At 74.5% G+C, this 16,623-nt stretch carries 13 protein-coding genes; 9 read left to right on the top strand and 4 right to left on the bottom strand.

Annotated elements, in window-relative coordinates; translation table 11 throughout:
* The first annotated feature begins 22 nt into the window (after nt 1-22).
* The 4 genes from ACI2LW_RS16225 to ACI2LW_RS16240 are packed head-to-tail and all read left to right on the top strand — an operon-like array spanning nt 23 to nt 4,672.
* The gene (locus tag ACI2LW_RS16225) at nt 23-1,129 is read left to right on the top strand and encodes an NTP transferase domain-containing protein (RefSeq protein ID WP_404731835.1); all 1,107 of its coding nucleotides are present in this window, start codon (nt 23-25) and stop codon (nt 1,127-1,129) included.
* Nucleotides 1,126-2,547, top strand: coding sequence for a molybdopterin molybdotransferase MoeA (locus tag ACI2LW_RS16230; protein ID WP_404731836.1), 1,422 nt, complete (start codon nt 1,126-1,128; stop codon nt 2,545-2,547). The genes ACI2LW_RS16225 and ACI2LW_RS16230 overlap by 4 nt, the downstream gene beginning before the upstream one ends.
* The gene (locus ACI2LW_RS16235; RefSeq protein ID WP_404731837.1) at nt 2,544-3,641 is read left to right on the top strand and encodes a potassium channel family protein; all 1,098 of its coding nucleotides are present in this window, start codon (nt 2,544-2,546) and stop codon (nt 3,639-3,641) included. Before ACI2LW_RS16230 ends, ACI2LW_RS16235 begins: the two co-directional genes overlap by 4 nt.
* 50 nt (nt 3,642-3,691) lie before the next feature.
* Nucleotides 3,692-4,672 (top strand): NAD(P)H-quinone oxidoreductase, encoded by a 981-nt coding sequence (locus tag ACI2LW_RS16240; RefSeq protein WP_404731838.1) that lies wholly within the window; start codon nt 3,692-3,694, stop codon nt 4,670-4,672.
* A 79-nt stretch (nt 4,673-4,751) separates the two neighbouring features.
* On the opposite strand, the gene ACI2LW_RS16245 is transcribed toward ACI2LW_RS16240, so the two are convergent.
* Nucleotides 4,752-5,633, bottom strand: coding sequence for a hypothetical protein (locus ACI2LW_RS16245; protein WP_404731839.1), 882 nt, complete (start codon nt 5,631-5,633; stop codon nt 4,752-4,754).
* A 275-nt stretch (nt 5,634-5,908) separates the two neighbouring features.
* Here ACI2LW_RS16245 and ACI2LW_RS16250 point away from each other — a divergent pair, with 275 nt between their 5' ends.
* Nucleotides 5,909-6,463 (top strand): bacterial proteasome activator family protein, encoded by a 555-nt coding sequence (locus ACI2LW_RS16250; protein WP_404731840.1) that lies wholly within the window; start codon nt 5,909-5,911, stop codon nt 6,461-6,463.
* 205 nt (nt 6,464-6,668) lie between these two features.
* Here ACI2LW_RS16250 and ACI2LW_RS16255 read toward each other — a convergent pair whose 3' ends face one another.
* A complete protein-coding gene (locus tag ACI2LW_RS16255; RefSeq protein ID WP_404731841.1) occupies nt 6,669-8,330 on the bottom strand; it encodes a protein kinase in 1,662 nt (553 codons plus the stop codon).
* Between the two features lie 401 nt (nt 8,331-8,731).
* On the opposite strand from ACI2LW_RS16255, the gene ACI2LW_RS16260 reads away from it, so the two are divergent.
* Nucleotides 8,732-10,321, top strand: coding sequence for a protein kinase (locus tag ACI2LW_RS16260; RefSeq protein WP_404731842.1), 1,590 nt, complete (start codon nt 8,732-8,734; stop codon nt 10,319-10,321).
* A 189-nt stretch (nt 10,322-10,510) separates the two neighbouring features.
* On the opposite strand, the gene ACI2LW_RS16265 is transcribed toward ACI2LW_RS16260, so the two are convergent.
* Nucleotides 10,511-11,554 carry a phosphotransferase gene (locus tag ACI2LW_RS16265; protein WP_404731843.1) on the bottom strand — a complete coding sequence of 348 codons (1,044 nt, stop codon included), beginning with the start codon at nt 11,552-11,554 and terminating at the stop codon, nt 10,511-10,513.
* Between the two features lie 606 nt (nt 11,555-12,160).
* On the opposite strand from ACI2LW_RS16265, the gene pdhA reads away from it, so the two are divergent.
* The 3 genes from pdhA to ACI2LW_RS16280 are packed head-to-tail and all read left to right on the top strand — an operon-like array spanning nt 12,161 to nt 15,812.
* Nucleotides 12,161-13,363 carry a pyruvate dehydrogenase (acetyl-transferring) E1 component subunit alpha gene (pdhA, locus tag ACI2LW_RS16270; RefSeq protein ID WP_404731844.1) on the top strand — a complete coding sequence of 401 codons (1,203 nt, stop codon included), beginning with the start codon at nt 12,161-12,163 and terminating at the stop codon, nt 13,361-13,363.
* Nucleotides 13,364-13,365: 2 nt separating this feature from the next.
* On the top strand, nt 13,366-14,346 hold the full coding sequence (locus tag ACI2LW_RS16275; protein WP_404731845.1) for an alpha-ketoacid dehydrogenase subunit beta: 981 nt from the start codon (nt 13,366-13,368) through the stop codon (nt 14,344-14,346).
* 11 nt (nt 14,347-14,357) lie between these two features.
* Complete coding sequence (locus tag ACI2LW_RS16280) at nt 14,358-15,812, top strand: dihydrolipoamide acetyltransferase family protein (protein WP_404731846.1); 1,455 nt, start codon at nt 14,358-14,360, stop codon at nt 15,810-15,812.
* 117 nt (nt 15,813-15,929) lie between these two features.
* Here ACI2LW_RS16280 and ACI2LW_RS16285 read toward each other — a convergent pair whose 3' ends face one another.
* On the bottom strand, nt 15,930-16,610 hold the full coding sequence (locus tag ACI2LW_RS16285; protein ID WP_404731847.1) for a contact-dependent growth inhibition system immunity protein: 681 nt from the start codon (nt 16,608-16,610) through the stop codon (nt 15,930-15,932).
* Between the last annotated feature and the right edge of the window lie 13 nt (nt 16,611-16,623).

Below are 16,623 nucleotides of genomic sequence, written 5' to 3' on the forward strand. Positions count from 1 at the left end.
GGGCGGGACGCATACTCGGGGGGTGACCTCCTTCGAGCCACCCGGCGCACCGGCCCGTGGCGACGCGCGGGACTACGACGCCGTCGTCCTGGCCGGCGGCGCCGCGCGGCGGCTCGGCGGCGCGGACAAGCCCGGCACCCGGGTCGGCGGCCGCGCCCTGATCGACCGTGTGCTCGCCGCCTGCGCCGACGCCCGGACCACGGTCGTCGTGGCCGATCCCCGGCCGACCGCGCGCCCGGTGCTGTGGGCGCGCGAGGACCCGCCCGGCGGCGGCCCGCTGGCCGCCCTGGAGGCCGGGCTGCGCCGCACCACGGCGGAGTACGTCGTGGTGCTCTCCGCCGACCTGCCCTTCCTCCGGCCGGCCACGGTGCGGCGGCTGCTGACCGCCCTGCGCACCGGCCCGGCCGACGGCGCGCTGCTCACCGACGCCGACGGCCGCGACCAGCCGCTGGTGGCGGCCTACCGCGCCCGCGCGCTGCGCCGCGGCCTCGCCGCCCTCGCCCCGGCCGCGCTCCCGGGAGGCCACCAGCCCCCGGAGGGCCACCAGTCCCCGAAGGGCCACCAGTCGCCGGAGGGCTCCGCGCCCCCGTCCGGCTCCGGCTCCCCGTCCCCGGAGGGCTCCGCGCCCCCGGACGGTTCCGCGCCGCCGGAGGGTTCCGCGCTCCCGGACGGCCCGGGGGCGGGCGCGGCCCTCGCCGGGCTGCCGTTGCGCCGGCTCACCGCCGCACTCGACCTCATCCGCGTCCCCGACCACGTCGCGTCGTTCGACTGCGACACCTGGGACGACATCGCCACCGCCAGGGCACGCATCAGGGAGCATGGGCACGTGTTGGACGAATGGATCTCCGCAGTCAAGGCCGAGCTGGGCATCGACCTGGACGTCGACACCGGCGTCCTGCTCGACCTCGCCCGCGACGCCGCCCACGGTGTGGCCCGGCCCGCGGCGCCCCTGACCACGTTTCTCGTCGGCTACGCCGCGGCCCGGGCCGGGGCGGGCCCCGAAGCGGTCGCCGAGGCCGCCCGCAAGGCCGCCGCCCTCGCGCTGCGCTGGGCGGACGAGGACGGCACCGGCGACAAGCCCGACGTGGCCCCCGGCGCCACCCCCGACGCCCGTCCGGACGCGGGATGACCGCCCGCGGAGGGCGGACCGGCGAGGCCGTCGACGACCTCGAGGACCTCGACGTCGAGGAGGCGCTCGCCCTCGTGAAGGAAGCCCACGGCGACACCGGCGGCGAACGCGGCTCCGGTCCGGCCCGCGGCAGCGGTCCCGCGCCCGAGTCCGCCGCCGGCGCCCACGCCCACGCCCCGCACACCGCGCACTCCGGGCACCGTCCGGACGCCGGTCACCGGGCCACGCCCTGGCCGCAGGCACGGTGGACCGCGGCCCGCGCCGTCCGGGCCGGCGCCCGCCGCCCGCCCCTGTCGGTCCCCCTGGACGCCGCCCTGGGCCTCGTCCTGGCCGCCCCCCTCGGCGCGCTCACCGACCTGCCCTCGTTCGACACCTCCGCGATGGACGGCTGGGCGGTGTCCGGCCCCGGCCCCTGGGACGTACGCGACGAGGGCGCGCTGGCCGGTCACGCGCTGCCGGACCCGCTGACCGACGGCGAGGCGGTCCGCATCGCCACCGGGGCCCGTGTCCCGCTGGACACCACGGCGGTGCTGCGCAGCGAGTACGGCCGCACGGACGCCAAGGGCCGGCTGCACCCCACCCGGGAGGTGCAGCACGGTCAGGACATCCGCCCCCGTGGGCAGGAGTGCCGCAGCGGGGACCAGTTGCTGCCCGCGGGCACCCTGGTCACCCCGGCCGTGCTCGGCCTGGCCGCGGCGGCGGGCTACGACACCCTGACCGCCGTGCCCCGGCCCCGCGTCGACGTCCTCGTGCTCGGCGACGAACTGCTCACCCGGGGACTGCCGCAGGACGGCCGGATCCGGGACGCGCTCGGCCCCATGCTGCCGCCCTGGCTGCGGGCGCTGGGCGCCGAGGTCACCGCCGTCCGGGCGGTCGGGGACGACGCCGAGGCCCTGTACCGGGCGGTCACCGCGTCCGGGGCCGATCTGGTCGTGACCACCGGGGGCACCGCGGCCGGCCCCGTCGACCACGTCCACCCCACCCTGCGCCGCATCGGCGCGGAACTGCTGGTGGACGGCGTGCAGGTGCGCCCCGGCCACCCGATGCTGCTGGCCCGCCTCGCGGAGGACCGGCACCTCGTCGGCCTGCCCGGCAACCCGCTCGCGGCCGTCTCCGGCCTGCTCACGCTGGCCGAGCCGCTGCTGCGCACCCTCGCCGCGCGTCCGGCCCCCGAGCCGTACACGCTGCCGCTGAAGGACGCGGTGCACGGCCATCCGTACGACACCCGGCTGGTGCCGGTGGTGCTGCGCGGCGACCACGCGGTTCCGCTGCACTACAACGGTCCCGCCATGCTGCGCGGGGTGGCCGCGGCCGACGCCCTCGCCGTCGTACCGCCCGGTGGCGCCCGGCAGGGGCAGGAGACGGAGCTGCTCGACCTGCCCTGGGCGGCCGCGGGCATCGGAGTGTGTTTCACGTGAAACTTCCGGGCCATGACGCGATCGCCCGCCAGGCGGACGAACATCTCGTGACCCACCGGGTGGAACTCCCGAAGAAGGTGGTGGAGCGCCCGCTGCGCCAGGTCGGCAAGCGGCTGGCCATGGCGCTGCTGGTGCTGCTCGTGACCATCTTCGTCGTCTACGCCGACCGCGGCGGCTACCACGACAACGCCGACGGCTCCGTCGACCTCCTGGACGCTGCGTACTACGCCACGGTGACGCTCTCCACCACCGGGTACGGCGACATCACCCCCGTGAGCGAGAGCGCCCGGCTCACCAACATCCTCGTCATCACACCCCTGCGCGTGCTGTTCCTGATCATCCTCGTCGGCACCACCCTCGAGGTCCTCACCGAGCGCACCCGTGAGGAGTGGCGCCTCAACCGCTGGAGGTCCACCTTGCGCGACCACACCGTCGTCGTCGGCTTCGGCACGAAGGGGAGGTCGGCGATCCAGACCGTCTGCGCGACGGGGCTGAAGAAGGAGCAGGTCGTCGTGGTCGACCCCAGCGCCAAGGTGGTCGAGGCGGCCACGGCGGACGGCTATGCGGGAGTGATCGGGGACGCGACGCGCAGCGAGGTCCTGAAGCGGGCCGAGGTGCACCGGGCCCGGCAGATCATCGTCGCCACCCAGCGGGACGACACGGCCGTGCTGGTGACGCTGACGGCCCGGCAGCTCAACCGCGCGGCGAAGATCGTGGCGGCGGTGCGTGAGGAGGAGAACGCACCGCTGCTGCGGCAGTCGGGGGCGGACGCCGTGATCACCAGCGCCAGCGCCGCGGGCCGGCTGCTCGGGCTGTCCGTGCTCAGCCCGGCCGCCGGCATGGTCATGGAGGACCTCATCCAGCAGGGCAGCGGCCTGGACCTGGTGGAGCGGCCCGTCATAAAGGCCGAGGTGGGCAAGGGCCCGCGGGAGGTGGACGACCTCGTGGTGAGTGTCGTACGGGGCCACCGGGTGCTCGGGTTCGACGATCCCGCGGTCGGCACCCTGCAGTTGACGGACCGTGTGATCACCATCGTCCGTGCCACGCCGGCCCGGCGGGTCACCCCGGACATCCGGCCGATGTCACCGGACTGACCGTGCCGTGCCCCGCGGCGGGGCGGCGGGCGAGGAGTAGCGTCGGCGCCATGCATGCGATCACGATTCCCGAACCCGGCGGGCCCGAGGCGTTGGTGTGGGCCGAGGTGCCGGACCCGGTGCCCGGCGAGGGCGAGGTCCTGGTCGAGGTGGTGGCCAGTGCCGTCAACCGCGCCGACATCCTCCAGCGGCAGGGCTTCTACGACCCGCCCCGCGGCGCCTCCCGGTACCCCGGCCTCGAGTGCTCCGGGCGGGTCGCCGCGCTCGGCTCCGGTGTGTCCGGCTGGGCGGTGGGCGACGAGGTCTGCGCCCTGCTCGCCGGCGGGGGTTACGCCGAGAAGGTCGTCGTCCCGGCCGGGCAGCTGCTGCCGGTGCCGGAGGGGGTGGACGTGAAGCACGCCGCCGCCCTGCCGGAGGTGGTGTGCACGGTCTGGTCCAACGTCTTCATGGTCGCCCATCTCAGGCCGGGTGAGACGCTGCTCGTGCACGGCGGCTCCAGCGGTATCGGGACCATGGCGATCCAGCTCGCCAAGGCGGTCGGCGCCAAGGTCGCCGTCACGGCCGGCACCAAGGAGAAGCTCGACCACTGCGCGGAGCTGGGCGCCGACGTCCTGATCAACTATCGCGAGCAGGACTTCGTGGAGGAGGTCCGGCGGGCCACGGACGGCGCCGGCGCCGACGTCGTCCTCGACAACATGGGCGCCAAGTACCTGGACCGCAACGTCGAGGCCCTCGCCGTCAACGGCCGGCTGGCGATCATCGGCTTGCAGGGCGGGGTGAAGGGCGAGCTGAACATCGGAACCCTGCTGAGGAAGCAGGCCGCGATCACCGCGACCTCGCTGCGGGCCCGGCCGCTGAGCGAGAAGGCGGCCATCGTCGCGGCCGTACGGGAGCATGTCTGGCCGCTGTTCGACGGCGGGTACGTCCGTCCGGTCGTCGACCGGGAAGTGCCGATGAACGACGCCGCGACCGCCCACCGGATCGTGGAGGAGAGCGGCCACATCGGCAAGGTGCTGCTGGTCGTGCCGTGAGCGGGGGTGCAGGTACGGGGTGCGCTGGGTACAGGGTGCGGAGTGACGGCTGAGGGGGCGGCCCGGGCGGGCGCCGGGCTCAGCTCCTGCGCACCCTGAGGGCGAGGAACGCCAGCCCCAGGCCGAGCCCGATCAGCACCAGTCCGCTGCCGAGCGGCAGGATGCGCAGCACGCGCCCGGTGGCCGGTTCGGCCTGCGCGGCCGGCCCGGGGGTGGTCCCGTCGGCGGGCGTGGACGGCACCGGAACGGCCTCGTCCGCCGCCTGGGTGGCGGCCGTCGCCTCCGGCACGGCGCTTCCGTCGCCCGCGTCCCCGCCCCGGTCGTGCCCGCCCCGGTCGCCCCGGCCCCGCCGCCCGGCCCCGCCGTCGTCCTCGGCGTCCGCCTCCGGGTCCTGCGACCGCCCGGGACGCTGCCGCCCCTCGCCCGCCAGGCTGCCGGCCCGCGAGGCGTCCTCGGCGGGCGCGGACGCCGAGGAGGCCGAGGAGCGGGCGGCGGGGACGGCGGGGACGGCGGGGCCGGACGGGGAGGGGCGGGACCCCGACGAGGAGTGCGCGGCGGAAGGCGCGGGCAGCGGCGAGCGCGAGACGGGGGCGGAGGAGGCGGTGGCCGGACGCGATCCGGACCCCGGTGGCTGCCCGGGCCCGGACCCCGCACCGCGGGAGGCGGTGGCGCTCCCGGACGCGGCCGGCCCGCTCGCGGTGCCGTGCGGCGCGGCGGGCGAAGGCGGCCCGGACGCGGTGCCGGGTGCCGGGGTGCCGTGGGGCGGGACCGGGCCGTACCCGGGCGGACCGCCGTGGAGCCGGACCGGGCCGTACCCCGGCGGGGTGCCGTGTAACCGCGCCGCGCCGTACGCCTCGGCGGCGCCGTGGGCCGTGGCGGTGCCGCACGGCAGGGCGAGCGCGCCCAGGGCGACGGCCAGCAGTTCCGTCGCGCGCAGGGCGACGCGCAGCGTTGGAGTCACGACGGGGACCCCCTCACGGTGCCCGGTCAGCGGATCAGTGGAACCACACTCACATCACCGGACCGATCCGGCATTCCGGGTTCGCCCACCGGGCCCAACCCGCCGCACGATCCGGTCACGCCGGCCCACCACCGGCAGCCGGCGCTCCTCGCGCGGGCCCCCACCGGCCCGGCAAGCGGCCCGGCGGGACGGCGGAGCGGCCCGGCAAGGTGGCGGAACGTCCCGCGCGGGGGGCACCCCGGAGGCCGGACGCACGGGTGCGGGACAATGGCGGCATGGAGATGCCGAGGAACGAACGGTCGCCGGAGAATCCGCAGATCCTGGTCGTGGGACAGGACGGCTTGGCGCTGGGCACCGGCGGCGGTGGTGGTGGTGGGGACGACGACGCCCGAGAGACCCCGGTGACGGAGCAGGTGGAGCAGCCCGCGAAGGTCATGCGCATCGGCAGCATGATCAAGCAGCTGCTGGAGGAGGTGCGCGCCGCTCCGCTGGACGATGCCAGCCGGGCCCGGCTGAAGGAGATCCACGCGAGCTCGGTCAAGGAGCTCGAGGACGGTCTGGCGCCGGAGCTCGTGGAGGAACTGGAGCGGCTCTCCCTGCCCTTCACGGACGAGGGAACCCCGAGCGACGCGGAACTGCGGATCGCCCAGGCTCAGCTGGTGGGCTGGCTGGAAGGCCTCTTCCACGGCATCCAGACCACCCTGTTCGCCCAGCAGATGGCCGCCCGCGCCCAGTTGGAGCAGATGCGCCGCGCGCTGCCGTCGGGCATCGGCCACGAGGGCGGTGACGACCCGCGTACGGGTGGCCGCTCGGGCGGCCCGTACCTGTAGGCCTTCCGGGCCTTCCCGGCCGCGTGCCCGTGCGTCGCGCGCCCGCGGGACCCACGCCCGCGGGCCGCGCGTCCGCGCGCGCCCCGCCGGCCGGCGCGACGGCGGGCTGCCAGTCAGGGCAACGGCGGGTTGCCGATCAGAGCAACAGCGGGTTGCCGCGTAGGGCAACGGCGGGTTGCCGATCAGGACGACGGCGGGTTGCCGATCAGGACGACGGCGGGTTGCCGGTGGAGACGCTGAGCTCGATCTCGGGCATGTTCCTGGGGTCGACGTCCGTGCCCGCCGAGGGGAACTGGTCCATGACCGCGCCCTGGCCGTAGGTGTTCTCGTCCTCGTACTTGATCTTCATGCGCCAGCCGGCCGCCTGGAAGCACTCCTTGACCGACCCGATGTACTTGAACTGGAAGTCCGGCACGCGGATCTTGTCGGGGTCGTTGTACGACTCCTGAGGCTCGGAGCACTCCGTCTTCTCGATCGTCTTCGACGTGTCCGGCCCGCGGTGACCCGGCACCGCCGAGGTCGAGGCGCGGGCGGTGCCGCCACCGCCCTTGGCGCCGTCGTCGCTGCCGCCCGAGTTCAGCACCAGCCCGGTGATCAGGCCGGCGATCGAGATGACGGCCACGGCGACCGAGCCGATGACCACCGGCCTGCTGCTCCGCCCGCCGCCCGCCCGGCCGCCCGCCGGGGGCGTGTGCTGGGGCGAGACGGTGTACGGCGGCGGGGTCGAGGCCTGCTGCTGGGCGTACGGCGACGGACCGGGCGTCGGGTAACCGGACTGCTGCGGATAGCCGTAGGCCGGAGAGGGCGCCGGGGGGCCGACGGGGCCGGCGCCGCTGTACGGGTTCGGGGTCGCCGGGGCCGGCTGGTACGGCGTCTGCACGCTGCCCGACGGGCCCGGGGCCGCGTCCACCGGCGGGAACACCGCGGAGCCGACGCCCGCGCCGCTGGGCGTGTGGGCGCCGGGGACGATGCTCGGCGGTGCGGGCTGGAAGGAGGCCGCGACCCGCAGGCACTCGTCGCGCATCGTCTCGGCGCTCGGGAAGCGCTCGTTCGGATTCTTCTTCAGTGCCCGGGCGACCAGCGCGTCCACCGCGGGGGGCAGCGAGCGGTTGACCGAGGAGGGTGCGACCGGCTCCTCCTGCACATGCGCGTACGCGATGGCCAGCGGCGAGTCGGCGTCGAACGGGAGCCGCCCGGTGACGAGCTGGAACAGCATGATGCCGACCGAGTACAGGTCCGAGCGGGCGTCCACGCCCCGGCCGAGGGCCTGTTCGGGGGAGAGGTACTGCGGGGTGCCGACGACCATGCCGGTCTGCGTCATGGAGGTGACGCCCGACTGCATGGCACGGGCGATGCCGAAGTCCATCACCTTGACCACGCCACGCTTGGTGATCATCACGTTGCCCGGCTTGATGTCCCGGTGCACCAGGCCCATCTCGTGGCTGATCTCCAGCGCGGCGAGCACGTCGGCGGCGACCTTCAGGGCCTTGTCGGCGGGCATCGCGCCCTGGCGCCGCACGTCCTCCTCGAGCACCGAGCCCAGCGGCCGGCCCTCGATGTACTCCATGACGATGTACGGCGTCGTCATGCCGTCCAGATCGTCCTCGCCGGTGTCGAACACCGAGACGATGTTGGTGTGCGTGAGCTTCGCCACTGCCTGGGCCTCGCGGCGGAAGCGCTCGCGGAAGGCCTGCTCCCGGCCGAGTTCGGTGTGCAGCGTCTTGATCGCGACCTGACGGTCGAGCACGGAGTCGTAGGCGAGGTGCACCGAGGCCATGCCGCCCTCGCCGAGCAAGTCGCGCAGCTGGTAGCGGCCGCCGGCCAGCGCCCGCCCCGCGAACCGGCCCTGTGCGCCGTCCTGGCTCATGTTCTGCGTCCCCCATAGGCGCGGTGGCAGCGGCTGTCCCATCTCCCGCGACGCTCCCGCGATCGACTGTGCCGGCTGTTCCGTCGGCCGGTTCCGTGACCGGATTCCGGTGATCGAACGTGGTATTCCCGGCCAAGTCTGCCCCAGGGCACCGACACGTCAAGCTCGGTGCCCGTTCCGTGACCGTACGCGAAAGAAGCGTCGCGGAAGCGTTACAGCGGGCGTACGGCCGGTACACACGATTTGCACCCCGGTACCCGCACGAGGTTTGATGACCGGTCCGTCTCGAACCGGTCCCCGCAAGCATCCTGGACCGGCGGCCCCCGCTGAGCCTGTAGCGTGGCCGACGGAGACCGTGACAACACCGCGCGCACCGCGGGCAGAAACGACGGCGAGGACCGATGGCACAGACGCAGCGCGCCCAGGGCCCGTCCGACCCAGACGCGACTGGCGGCGGCATGTCGGACGCGCCCGAGGCATGGGGCAACGCAGGGCTGGTCGGCGACGGCCGGTACCGGCTGACGCGCAGGCTCGGCCGGGGCGGGATGGCCGAGGTGTTCGCCGCCGAGGACGTACGCCTCGGGCGCACCGTCGCGGTCAAGCTGCTGCGCGCGGACCTGGCCGAGGACCCCGTCTCCAAGGCCCGCTTCACGCGCGAGGCGCAGTCCGTGGCCGGGCTCAACCACCACGCCATCGTCGCGGTGTACGACTCCGGCGAGGACCTCGTGGGCGGCCAGTCGGTGCCGTACATCGTGATGGAGCTGGTCGAGGGCCGCACCATCCGCGATCTGCTGCTCAACGCCGAGGCGCCCGGGCCCGAGCAGGCGCTGATCATCGTCTCCGGCGTCCTGGAGGCGCTGGCCTACTCGCACCAGCACGGCATCGTGCACCGCGACATCAAGCCCGCCAACGTCATCATCACCGACAACGGCGCGGTGAAGGTGATGGACTTCGGCATCGCCCGCGCCCTGCACGGGGCGTCCACCACGATGACGCAGACCGGTATGGTCATGGGCACCCCGCAGTACCTCTCCCCGGAGCAGGCCCTCGGCAAGGCCGTCGACCACCGCTCCGACCTGTACGCGACGGGCTGCCTGCTGTACGAACTCCTCGCGCTGCGGCCCCCCTTCACCGGTGAGACGCCGCTGTCGGTGGTCTACCAGCACGTCCAGGACATCCCGGTGCCGCCGTCGCAGGTGTCGGACGGCGGCTGCCCGCCCGAGCTGGACGGTCTGGTGATGCGCTCCCTCGCCAAGGAGCCCGACGACCGCTTCCAGACCGCCGAGGAGATGCGCGGCCTGGTCCAGTACGCCCTGCAGATGCTCTACGACCAGGGCGGGCACACCGGGACCTGGAACACCGGCCCGGTGGAGGTGCACGAGGGCCGGCACACCCCGGCGGGGGGCCTCGCCGGCACGACGGTGATGCCGCACCCGGGCGACCCGGGTCCCGGCACCACCCAGATCCCCGCGCCGATCCTGCCCGGCGGTTACGGCAACCGCGACGACGGCGGCTTCGAGGGGCACGGCAACCGGGGCAGCGGCCGCGGCAAGCTGTGGATTCTCGCCGTGCTCGCGGTGATCGCCGTCGCGGCGGGTGTGGCGCTGGCCCTGCAGAAGGCCGGCGACACCGGCGGCGGGGGCGGCGGCACGGACACCACCAAGTCGCCGTCGATCAGCCAGTCCACCGAGAACCGGGAGCCCAGCGCGGAGCCGAGCGACACGGTCACCAGCGGGCCGCCGGACACGCAGACCGGCCCGGGTACCGATTCCGGCGGCTCCGGCTGGAACGACACCCCGTCCTACCGGCCGTCGTACTCGGTGTCCCAGTCGGCGCCGGAGCAGTCGCCCGAGCAGCCCTCGGCCCCGCCGAGCTCCAAGCCGCAGGAGACGCCGTCGACCCCGGTCACCCCGCCCTCGAACCCGCCCTCGACGGACACCAGCGGCGGTGACACCACCGGCGCGGACGCGGGCCCCCTCGGCAACGGCTGACCGGCACTTCACCCACGCGGCCCCGGCCCGTCCCCAGCGCTCCCCCGCGGAGCCCCTGGGGACGGGCCGCGCGACGTTGTGGGGGGACGTGACGGCGCCCCCACCGGGGCCCACGCGCGCGTGCGTCCCCCCGCCAAAGCCGCTCGCTGCACGCGCGAGGCCGCCCGCGCCGTCGGGCGCCGCCCCCGGTCACCCCGTGAACGCCCCGCACACCGCGTCGTACTCGCGGCTCCACCACACCACGAGCGCCGAGGCGGCCGGGAACTGCGGGTCCGCGCGGGTGTCGCCGCGCTCGTAGTGCCAGCGCAGCATCCAGAAGTCGTTCAGCCGCTCCCACCACACCCGGTGCACGGCCGCGGCCAGCTCCGCCGGGGCCACGCCGGCCGCGCGCCGGTAGGCCCGCGCGTAGGCCCTGACCTTGGGCAGGTCCAGGGTGCCGGTGGGCCGGACGAAGAAGATCGCGGCGGCCCGCACGGCCTCCTCCGCGCGCGGCTGCACCCCGAGCCGGTCCCAGTCGACGATCGCGGCGGGCGCGTCCCCCTGGTACAGCAGGTTGAAGGGGTGGAAGTCGCCGTGCACCCAGCCCACGGGCCCGCCGGGCGGCGGCCTGCGGCCCGCGTGCTGCTCCAGCAGGGCCCGGCGCTCCAGCAGCCGGTGGCGGGCCAGTTCGTCGAAGGCGTCCGCGGGGCGGTGGCGGCGGACCTGGGCGAGCAGGTCGTCGATGAGCGCGAAGGTGTCGGCGGGGTCGGCGCTCTTCACCGGGTGCGGGCTCGTGGCCGGGCGGGTGCGCCCCTTGGGCGGCATCACCCGCTCCAGGCCCGCGTGCACGGCGCCGAGCAGCGCCCCGAGGCGGGCGCACTGGCCCGTGGTGAGCTGGCCGCCGTGCCGGTGCCCGCCGTCGATCCAGGGGTGCAGGGCGTAGGCGTGCCCGCCGACCACGGCGACCGTACGGCCGTCGCGCCCGGCGAGGGCCGGCGCCACCGGGACGCCCAGGTCGGCCAGCCGCTGGGTGGCGCGGTGGCGCCGGGCGATCGCCGCGGGGTCGGCGGTGTCGGGGTCGAAGTGGTGCTTGAGGAAGTACCGGCCGCGGGTCGTGCACAGCCGGTACCCCCGGTTGAGCAGACCCTGGTCGACGGGCTCGCAGGTGAGGGCGGAACCGGCCGCGTACTGGCGCAGCAAGGCGCTCAGCGGGGGCGCGTGGGATGCAGGGGGTGGTACACAAGACCGCGGCACGCGCCAGATGGTAGGGCACACGGAAGGGGCCGTGAGCTGCGGCTTGTCACACACAGTCGCCGTTGATCGCTTTCGGTCACATCGTGTCGTACGCCGTTCGGCCACCCGCACGCCCCCTACCCGCCTCCGCCGGAACCCCGCCGGAACCCCGCCGGAACCCCGCCGGAACCCCGGTGGAACCCCCCTGGAGCCCCGGCGGCGCGGCGCCGTCCCCCACAGGGAGCAGCCCCGGACGGCCTCAGGGCCCCGTTCGGCTCTTCCCGTGGCCGGAATCACGGGATAACGTGCCGGTGTTCCGGCCCCCTGCGAGGCTGTGACCAGCGGCTGCCCCGAATACCGGCGAAATACTTGGACGTCCAAGCGGAAAATACTTGGAAATCCAAGGAAAAACGCAGGTCAGGAGGGGTTTCACAGAAATGTGGAGCACTGGGTAACGTGACTGTTGCAGGGCGCTCGCCGGGGCACCTGTCACGCCTGTTCCCGGCCGAGTGGCACCCACCCCGTGCCCGGTGGTCGGGCAGGTGAGCCTCCCCCCGGCTCCCGCGAGCGGGGGGGACCCCCAGGCCCGCCGGCAACCCCGGGGGCCGGACCGACGGAGGAGCACACGTGACCGTGGAGAGCACTGCCGCGCGCACACCGCGACGCAGCGCCGGGAGCAAGGCCGGGTCGACCGGTACCAAATCCGCCGGCACCACCGGCACCAGGAGCCGCGGCGCCGCCAAGGGCGCGGACCCCGATCTCGTACAGCTGCTGACGCCCGAGGGCAAGCGCGTCAAGAACGCCGCGTACGACAAGTACGTCGCCGGCGTCACCCCCGATGAGCTCCGCGGCCTCTACCGCGACATGGTGCTCACCCGCCGCTTCGACGCCGAGGCCACCGCCCTGCAGCGCCAGGGCGAGCTGGGCCTGTGGGCCTCGCTGCTGGGCCAGGAGGCCGCCCAGATCGGCTCCGGCCGGGCGCTGCGCGACGACGACTACGTCTTCCCCACCTACCGTGAGCACGGCGTCGCCTGGTGCCGCGGGGTGGACCCGACGAACCTGCTCGGCATGTTCCGCGGCGTGAACAACGGCGGCTGGGATCCCAACAGCAACAACTTCCACCTCTACACGATCGTCATCGGCTCCCAGACCCTGCACGCCACCGGCTACGCGATGGGCGTGGCCAAGGACGGCGCGGACTCCGCGGTCATCGCCTACTTCGGCGACGGCGCCTCCAGCCAGGGCGACGTGGCCGAGTCCTTCACCTTCTCCGCGGTCTGCAACGCCCCGGTCGTCTTCTTCTGCCAGAACAACCAGTGGGCGATCTCCGAGCCGACCGAGAAGCAGACCCGCGTGCCGCTCTACCAGCGCGCGCAGGGCTTCGGCTTCCCCGGCGTCCGCGTCGACGGCAACGACGTACTGGCCTGCCTCGCGGTGACCAAGTGGGCCCTGGAGCGGGCCCGCAACGGCGAGGGCCCCACCCTGGTCGAGGCGTACACGTACCGCATGGGCGCCCACACCACCTCCGACGACCCCACCCGCTACCGGGGCGACGAGGAGCGCCTGGCCTGGGAGGCGAAGGACCCGATCCTGCGCCTGCGCCGCCACCTGGAGGCGGCCGGCCACGCGGACGAGGGATTCTTCGCGGAACTCGAGGCCGAGAGCGAGGCGTTGGGCAAACGAGTACGCGAGGCGGTCCGCGCCATGCCGGACCCGGACCACTTCGCGATCTTCGAGAACGTGTACGCGGACGGGCACGCGCTCGTCGACGAGGAGCGCGCCCAGTTCGCCGCCTACCAGGCGTCGTTCGCGGACGCAGAGGGGGTCTGAACATGGCTGCGGAGAAGATGGCCCTGGCCAAGGCGATCAACGAGTCGCTGCGCCGCGCCCTGGACGCCGACCCGAAGGTCCTCGTCATGGGCGAGGACGTCGGCAAGCTCGGCGGTGTGTTCCGGGTGACGGACGGCCTGCAGAAGGACTTCGGCGAGAGCCGCGTCATCGACACCCCGCTCGCGGAGTCCGGCATCGTCGGCACCGCCATCGGCCTCGCCCTGCGCGGCTACCGCCCGGTGGTGGAAATCCAGTTCGACGGCTTCGTCTTCCCTGCGTACGACCAGATCGTCACGCAGCTCGCCAAGATGCACGCCCGCTCCCTGGGCAAGGTCAAGCTCCCGGTCGTCGTGCGCATCCCCTACGGCGGCGGCATCGGCGCGGTCGAGCACCACTCCGAGTCCCCCGAGGCGCTGTTCGCGCACGTGGCGGGGTTGAAGATCGTCTCCCCGTCCGACGCGTCGGACGCGTACTGGATGATGCAGCAGGCCATCCAGAGCGACGACCCGGTGATCTACTTCGAGCCCAAGCGGCGCTACTGGGACAAGGGCGAGGTCAGCACCGAGGCCATCCCCGACCCGCTGCACAAGGCGAAGGTCGTCCGCGAGGGCACCGACCTCACGCTCGCCGCCTACGGCCCGATGGTCAAGCTCTGCCAGGAGGCCGCCGCCGCGGCGGCCGAGGAGGGCAAGTCCCTGGAGGTCCTGGACCTGCGCTCGGTCTCGCCGCTGGACTTCGACTCGGTCCAGGCGTCGGTGGAGAGGACCCGCCGTCTCGTCGTGGTCCACGAGGCCCCGGTGTTCTTCGGGTCCGGCGCGGAGATCGCCGCGCGGATCACCGAGCGCTGCTTCTACCACCTGGAGGCGCCGGTCCTGCGGGTCGGCGGCTACCACGCGCCGTATCCGCCGGCGCGCCTGGAGGAGACGTATCTGCCGGACCTGGACCGCGTGCTCGACGCCGTCGACCGCTCGCTGGCGTACTGAGGGAGAGGTTCGTGACGACGATGACCGAAGCGTCCGTGCGCGAGTTCAAGATGCCGGATGTCGGCGAGGGCCTGACCGAGGCGGAGATCCTCAAGTGGTACGTCCAGCCCGGCGACACCGTCACCGACGGGCAGGTGGTGTGCGAGGTCGAGACGGCCAAGGCCGCCGTCGAACTGCCCATCCCCTACGACGGCGTGGTGCGTGAGCTGCACTTCCCCGAGGGCACCACGGTGGACGTGGGCACGCCGATCATCGCGGTGGCGGTCGCGGGCGGCACCGCCCCGGCCGAGGTGCCCGCCCAGGCGCCGGACCGGCCGCAGCAAGCGGAGCAGGAGCCCAAGCCGGAGGGCCGCCAGCCGGTCCTGGTCGGCTACGGCGTCTCCACGTCCTCGACCAGGCGCCGCCCGCGCAAGGGCCCGGAGGTGAAGGTCCCCCAGGCGTCCGCCGCCGTCCAGACCGAGCTGAACGGCCACGGCGCCGCCCCGGCCGCCGCGCCCGCGCCCGCCGTGTCCCCGGCGCCCGCGCCCGTCGCCGGCCGCCCGCTGGCCAAGCCGCCGGTGCGCAAGCTGGCCAAGGACCTGGGCGTGGACCTGTCGACGGTGGTCCCGTCCGGCCCGGACGGCATCATCACGCGCGAGGACGTCCACGCGGCGGTGGCCGCGACCGTGTCCGCCCCGCGGACGGCGCCCGAGCCCGTGACGGCGCCGGCGCCCGTTCCCGCGGCCGCGCCGGCCGCCCCCGCGCCGGCCGTGACGTACGACGGCGCGCGCGAGACCCGTGTCCCGGTCAAGGGCGTCCGCAAGGCGACGGCGGCGGCGATGGTCGGCTCGGCGTTCACGGCCCCGCACGTCACGGAGTTCGTGACGGTGGACGTGACGCGCACGATGCGGCTGGTCGAGGAGCTGAAGCAGGACAAGGAGTTCAACGGCCTGCGCGTGAACCCGCTGCTGCTGATCGCCAAGGCCCTGCTGGTGGCGATCAAGCGCAACCCGGACATCAACGCCTCCTGGGACGAGGCCGGCCAGGAGATCGTCCTCAAGCACTACGTCAACCTGGGCATCGCGGCGGCCACCCCCCGCGGGCTGATCGTCCCCAACATCAAGGACGCCCACGCCAAGACCCTGCCGCAACTGGCCCAGGCGCTGGGCGAGCTGGTGGCGACGGCGAGGGAGGGCAGGACGTCTCCCGCCGCCATGCAGGGCGGCACGGTGACCATCACCAACGTCGGCGTCTTCGGCGTCGACACGGGCACGCCGATCCTCAACCCCGGCGAGTCCGCGATCCTCGCGGTCGGTGCGATCAGGCCCCAGCCGTGGGTCCACAAGGGCAAGGTCAAGCCCCGCCAGGTCACCACCCTGGCCCTGTCCTTCGACCACCGCCTGGTCGACGGCGAACTGGGCTCGAAGGTCCTGGCGGACGTCGCGGCGATCCTGGAGCAGCCCAAGCGCCTGATCACCTGGGCCTGACGCCCCCGCCCGCACAGCCCGGCCCGACCCGAGGGGACGACCGCGCACACCCCGCGGCCGTCCCCTCGGCCGTCCCGGCCCCCGGCTGCCGCGAGGCGGCGGGGGCCGGGGCGCGTGTCACGACGGTGACCCGTGGTCCGGACCCGGGCCGCTCAGGCGGCCGGCGACCAGGGCGAGCCAGCCGCTCGGGGAGAAGGGCGCGGGCGGGTCGACCTCCATGCCCAGTTCCGCCACGGCCAGGGCGTAGTCGGACTCCTCGAGGTCCAGGGCGAGCAGTTCACGCAGCTCGCCGACGAGACGGGCGGTCACCTGGGGGTCGGTGCCGGCCCGGTAGTCGTCGACGGCGGCGTCGTGGTCGTCGAACTCGTCGGGCATGTCCTGGGAGAACCAGCCGCCGAGGAACTGGCCCAGCTCGGGGAAGCGGGCGTGCCACTCCCAGTGGGTGGCGGGCGCCGCCGGGGGCGGCACCTCGCCCTCCTCGATGCTGTGCCTGATGTGGTCGGCCAGGCAGCGCAGCCACTGCTGGATCCCGTCCTCGGGCAGGCCGACGTCGGGGACGGCGTAGAACTCGCCGAGGCGCAGCCGGAGCCGGCCGGGCGGGTTGTCCGCGTACTCGCGCAGCTGCTGTTCGGCGGTGGCCAGGGCCCAGGGGCGGGTGTGCCAGGTGTGGCGGAGGTAGGCGGTGAGGGCCTGGCCGGGCCGCTCGGGGGTGTCGTCGGCGGGCTGCCCGGCGTAGGCGCGCAGGACCTGGTCGAGCTCGCCGTAACGGCGGTCGTGTTCGAGGGGGCTCAGGGGCACGGGCGTCAGCCTT

Source organism: Streptomyces sp. NPDC004065, from assembly GCF_044903565.1.
In the GTDB taxonomy this organism is placed as follows: domain Bacteria; phylum Actinomycetota; class Actinomycetes; order Streptomycetales; family Streptomycetaceae; genus Streptomyces.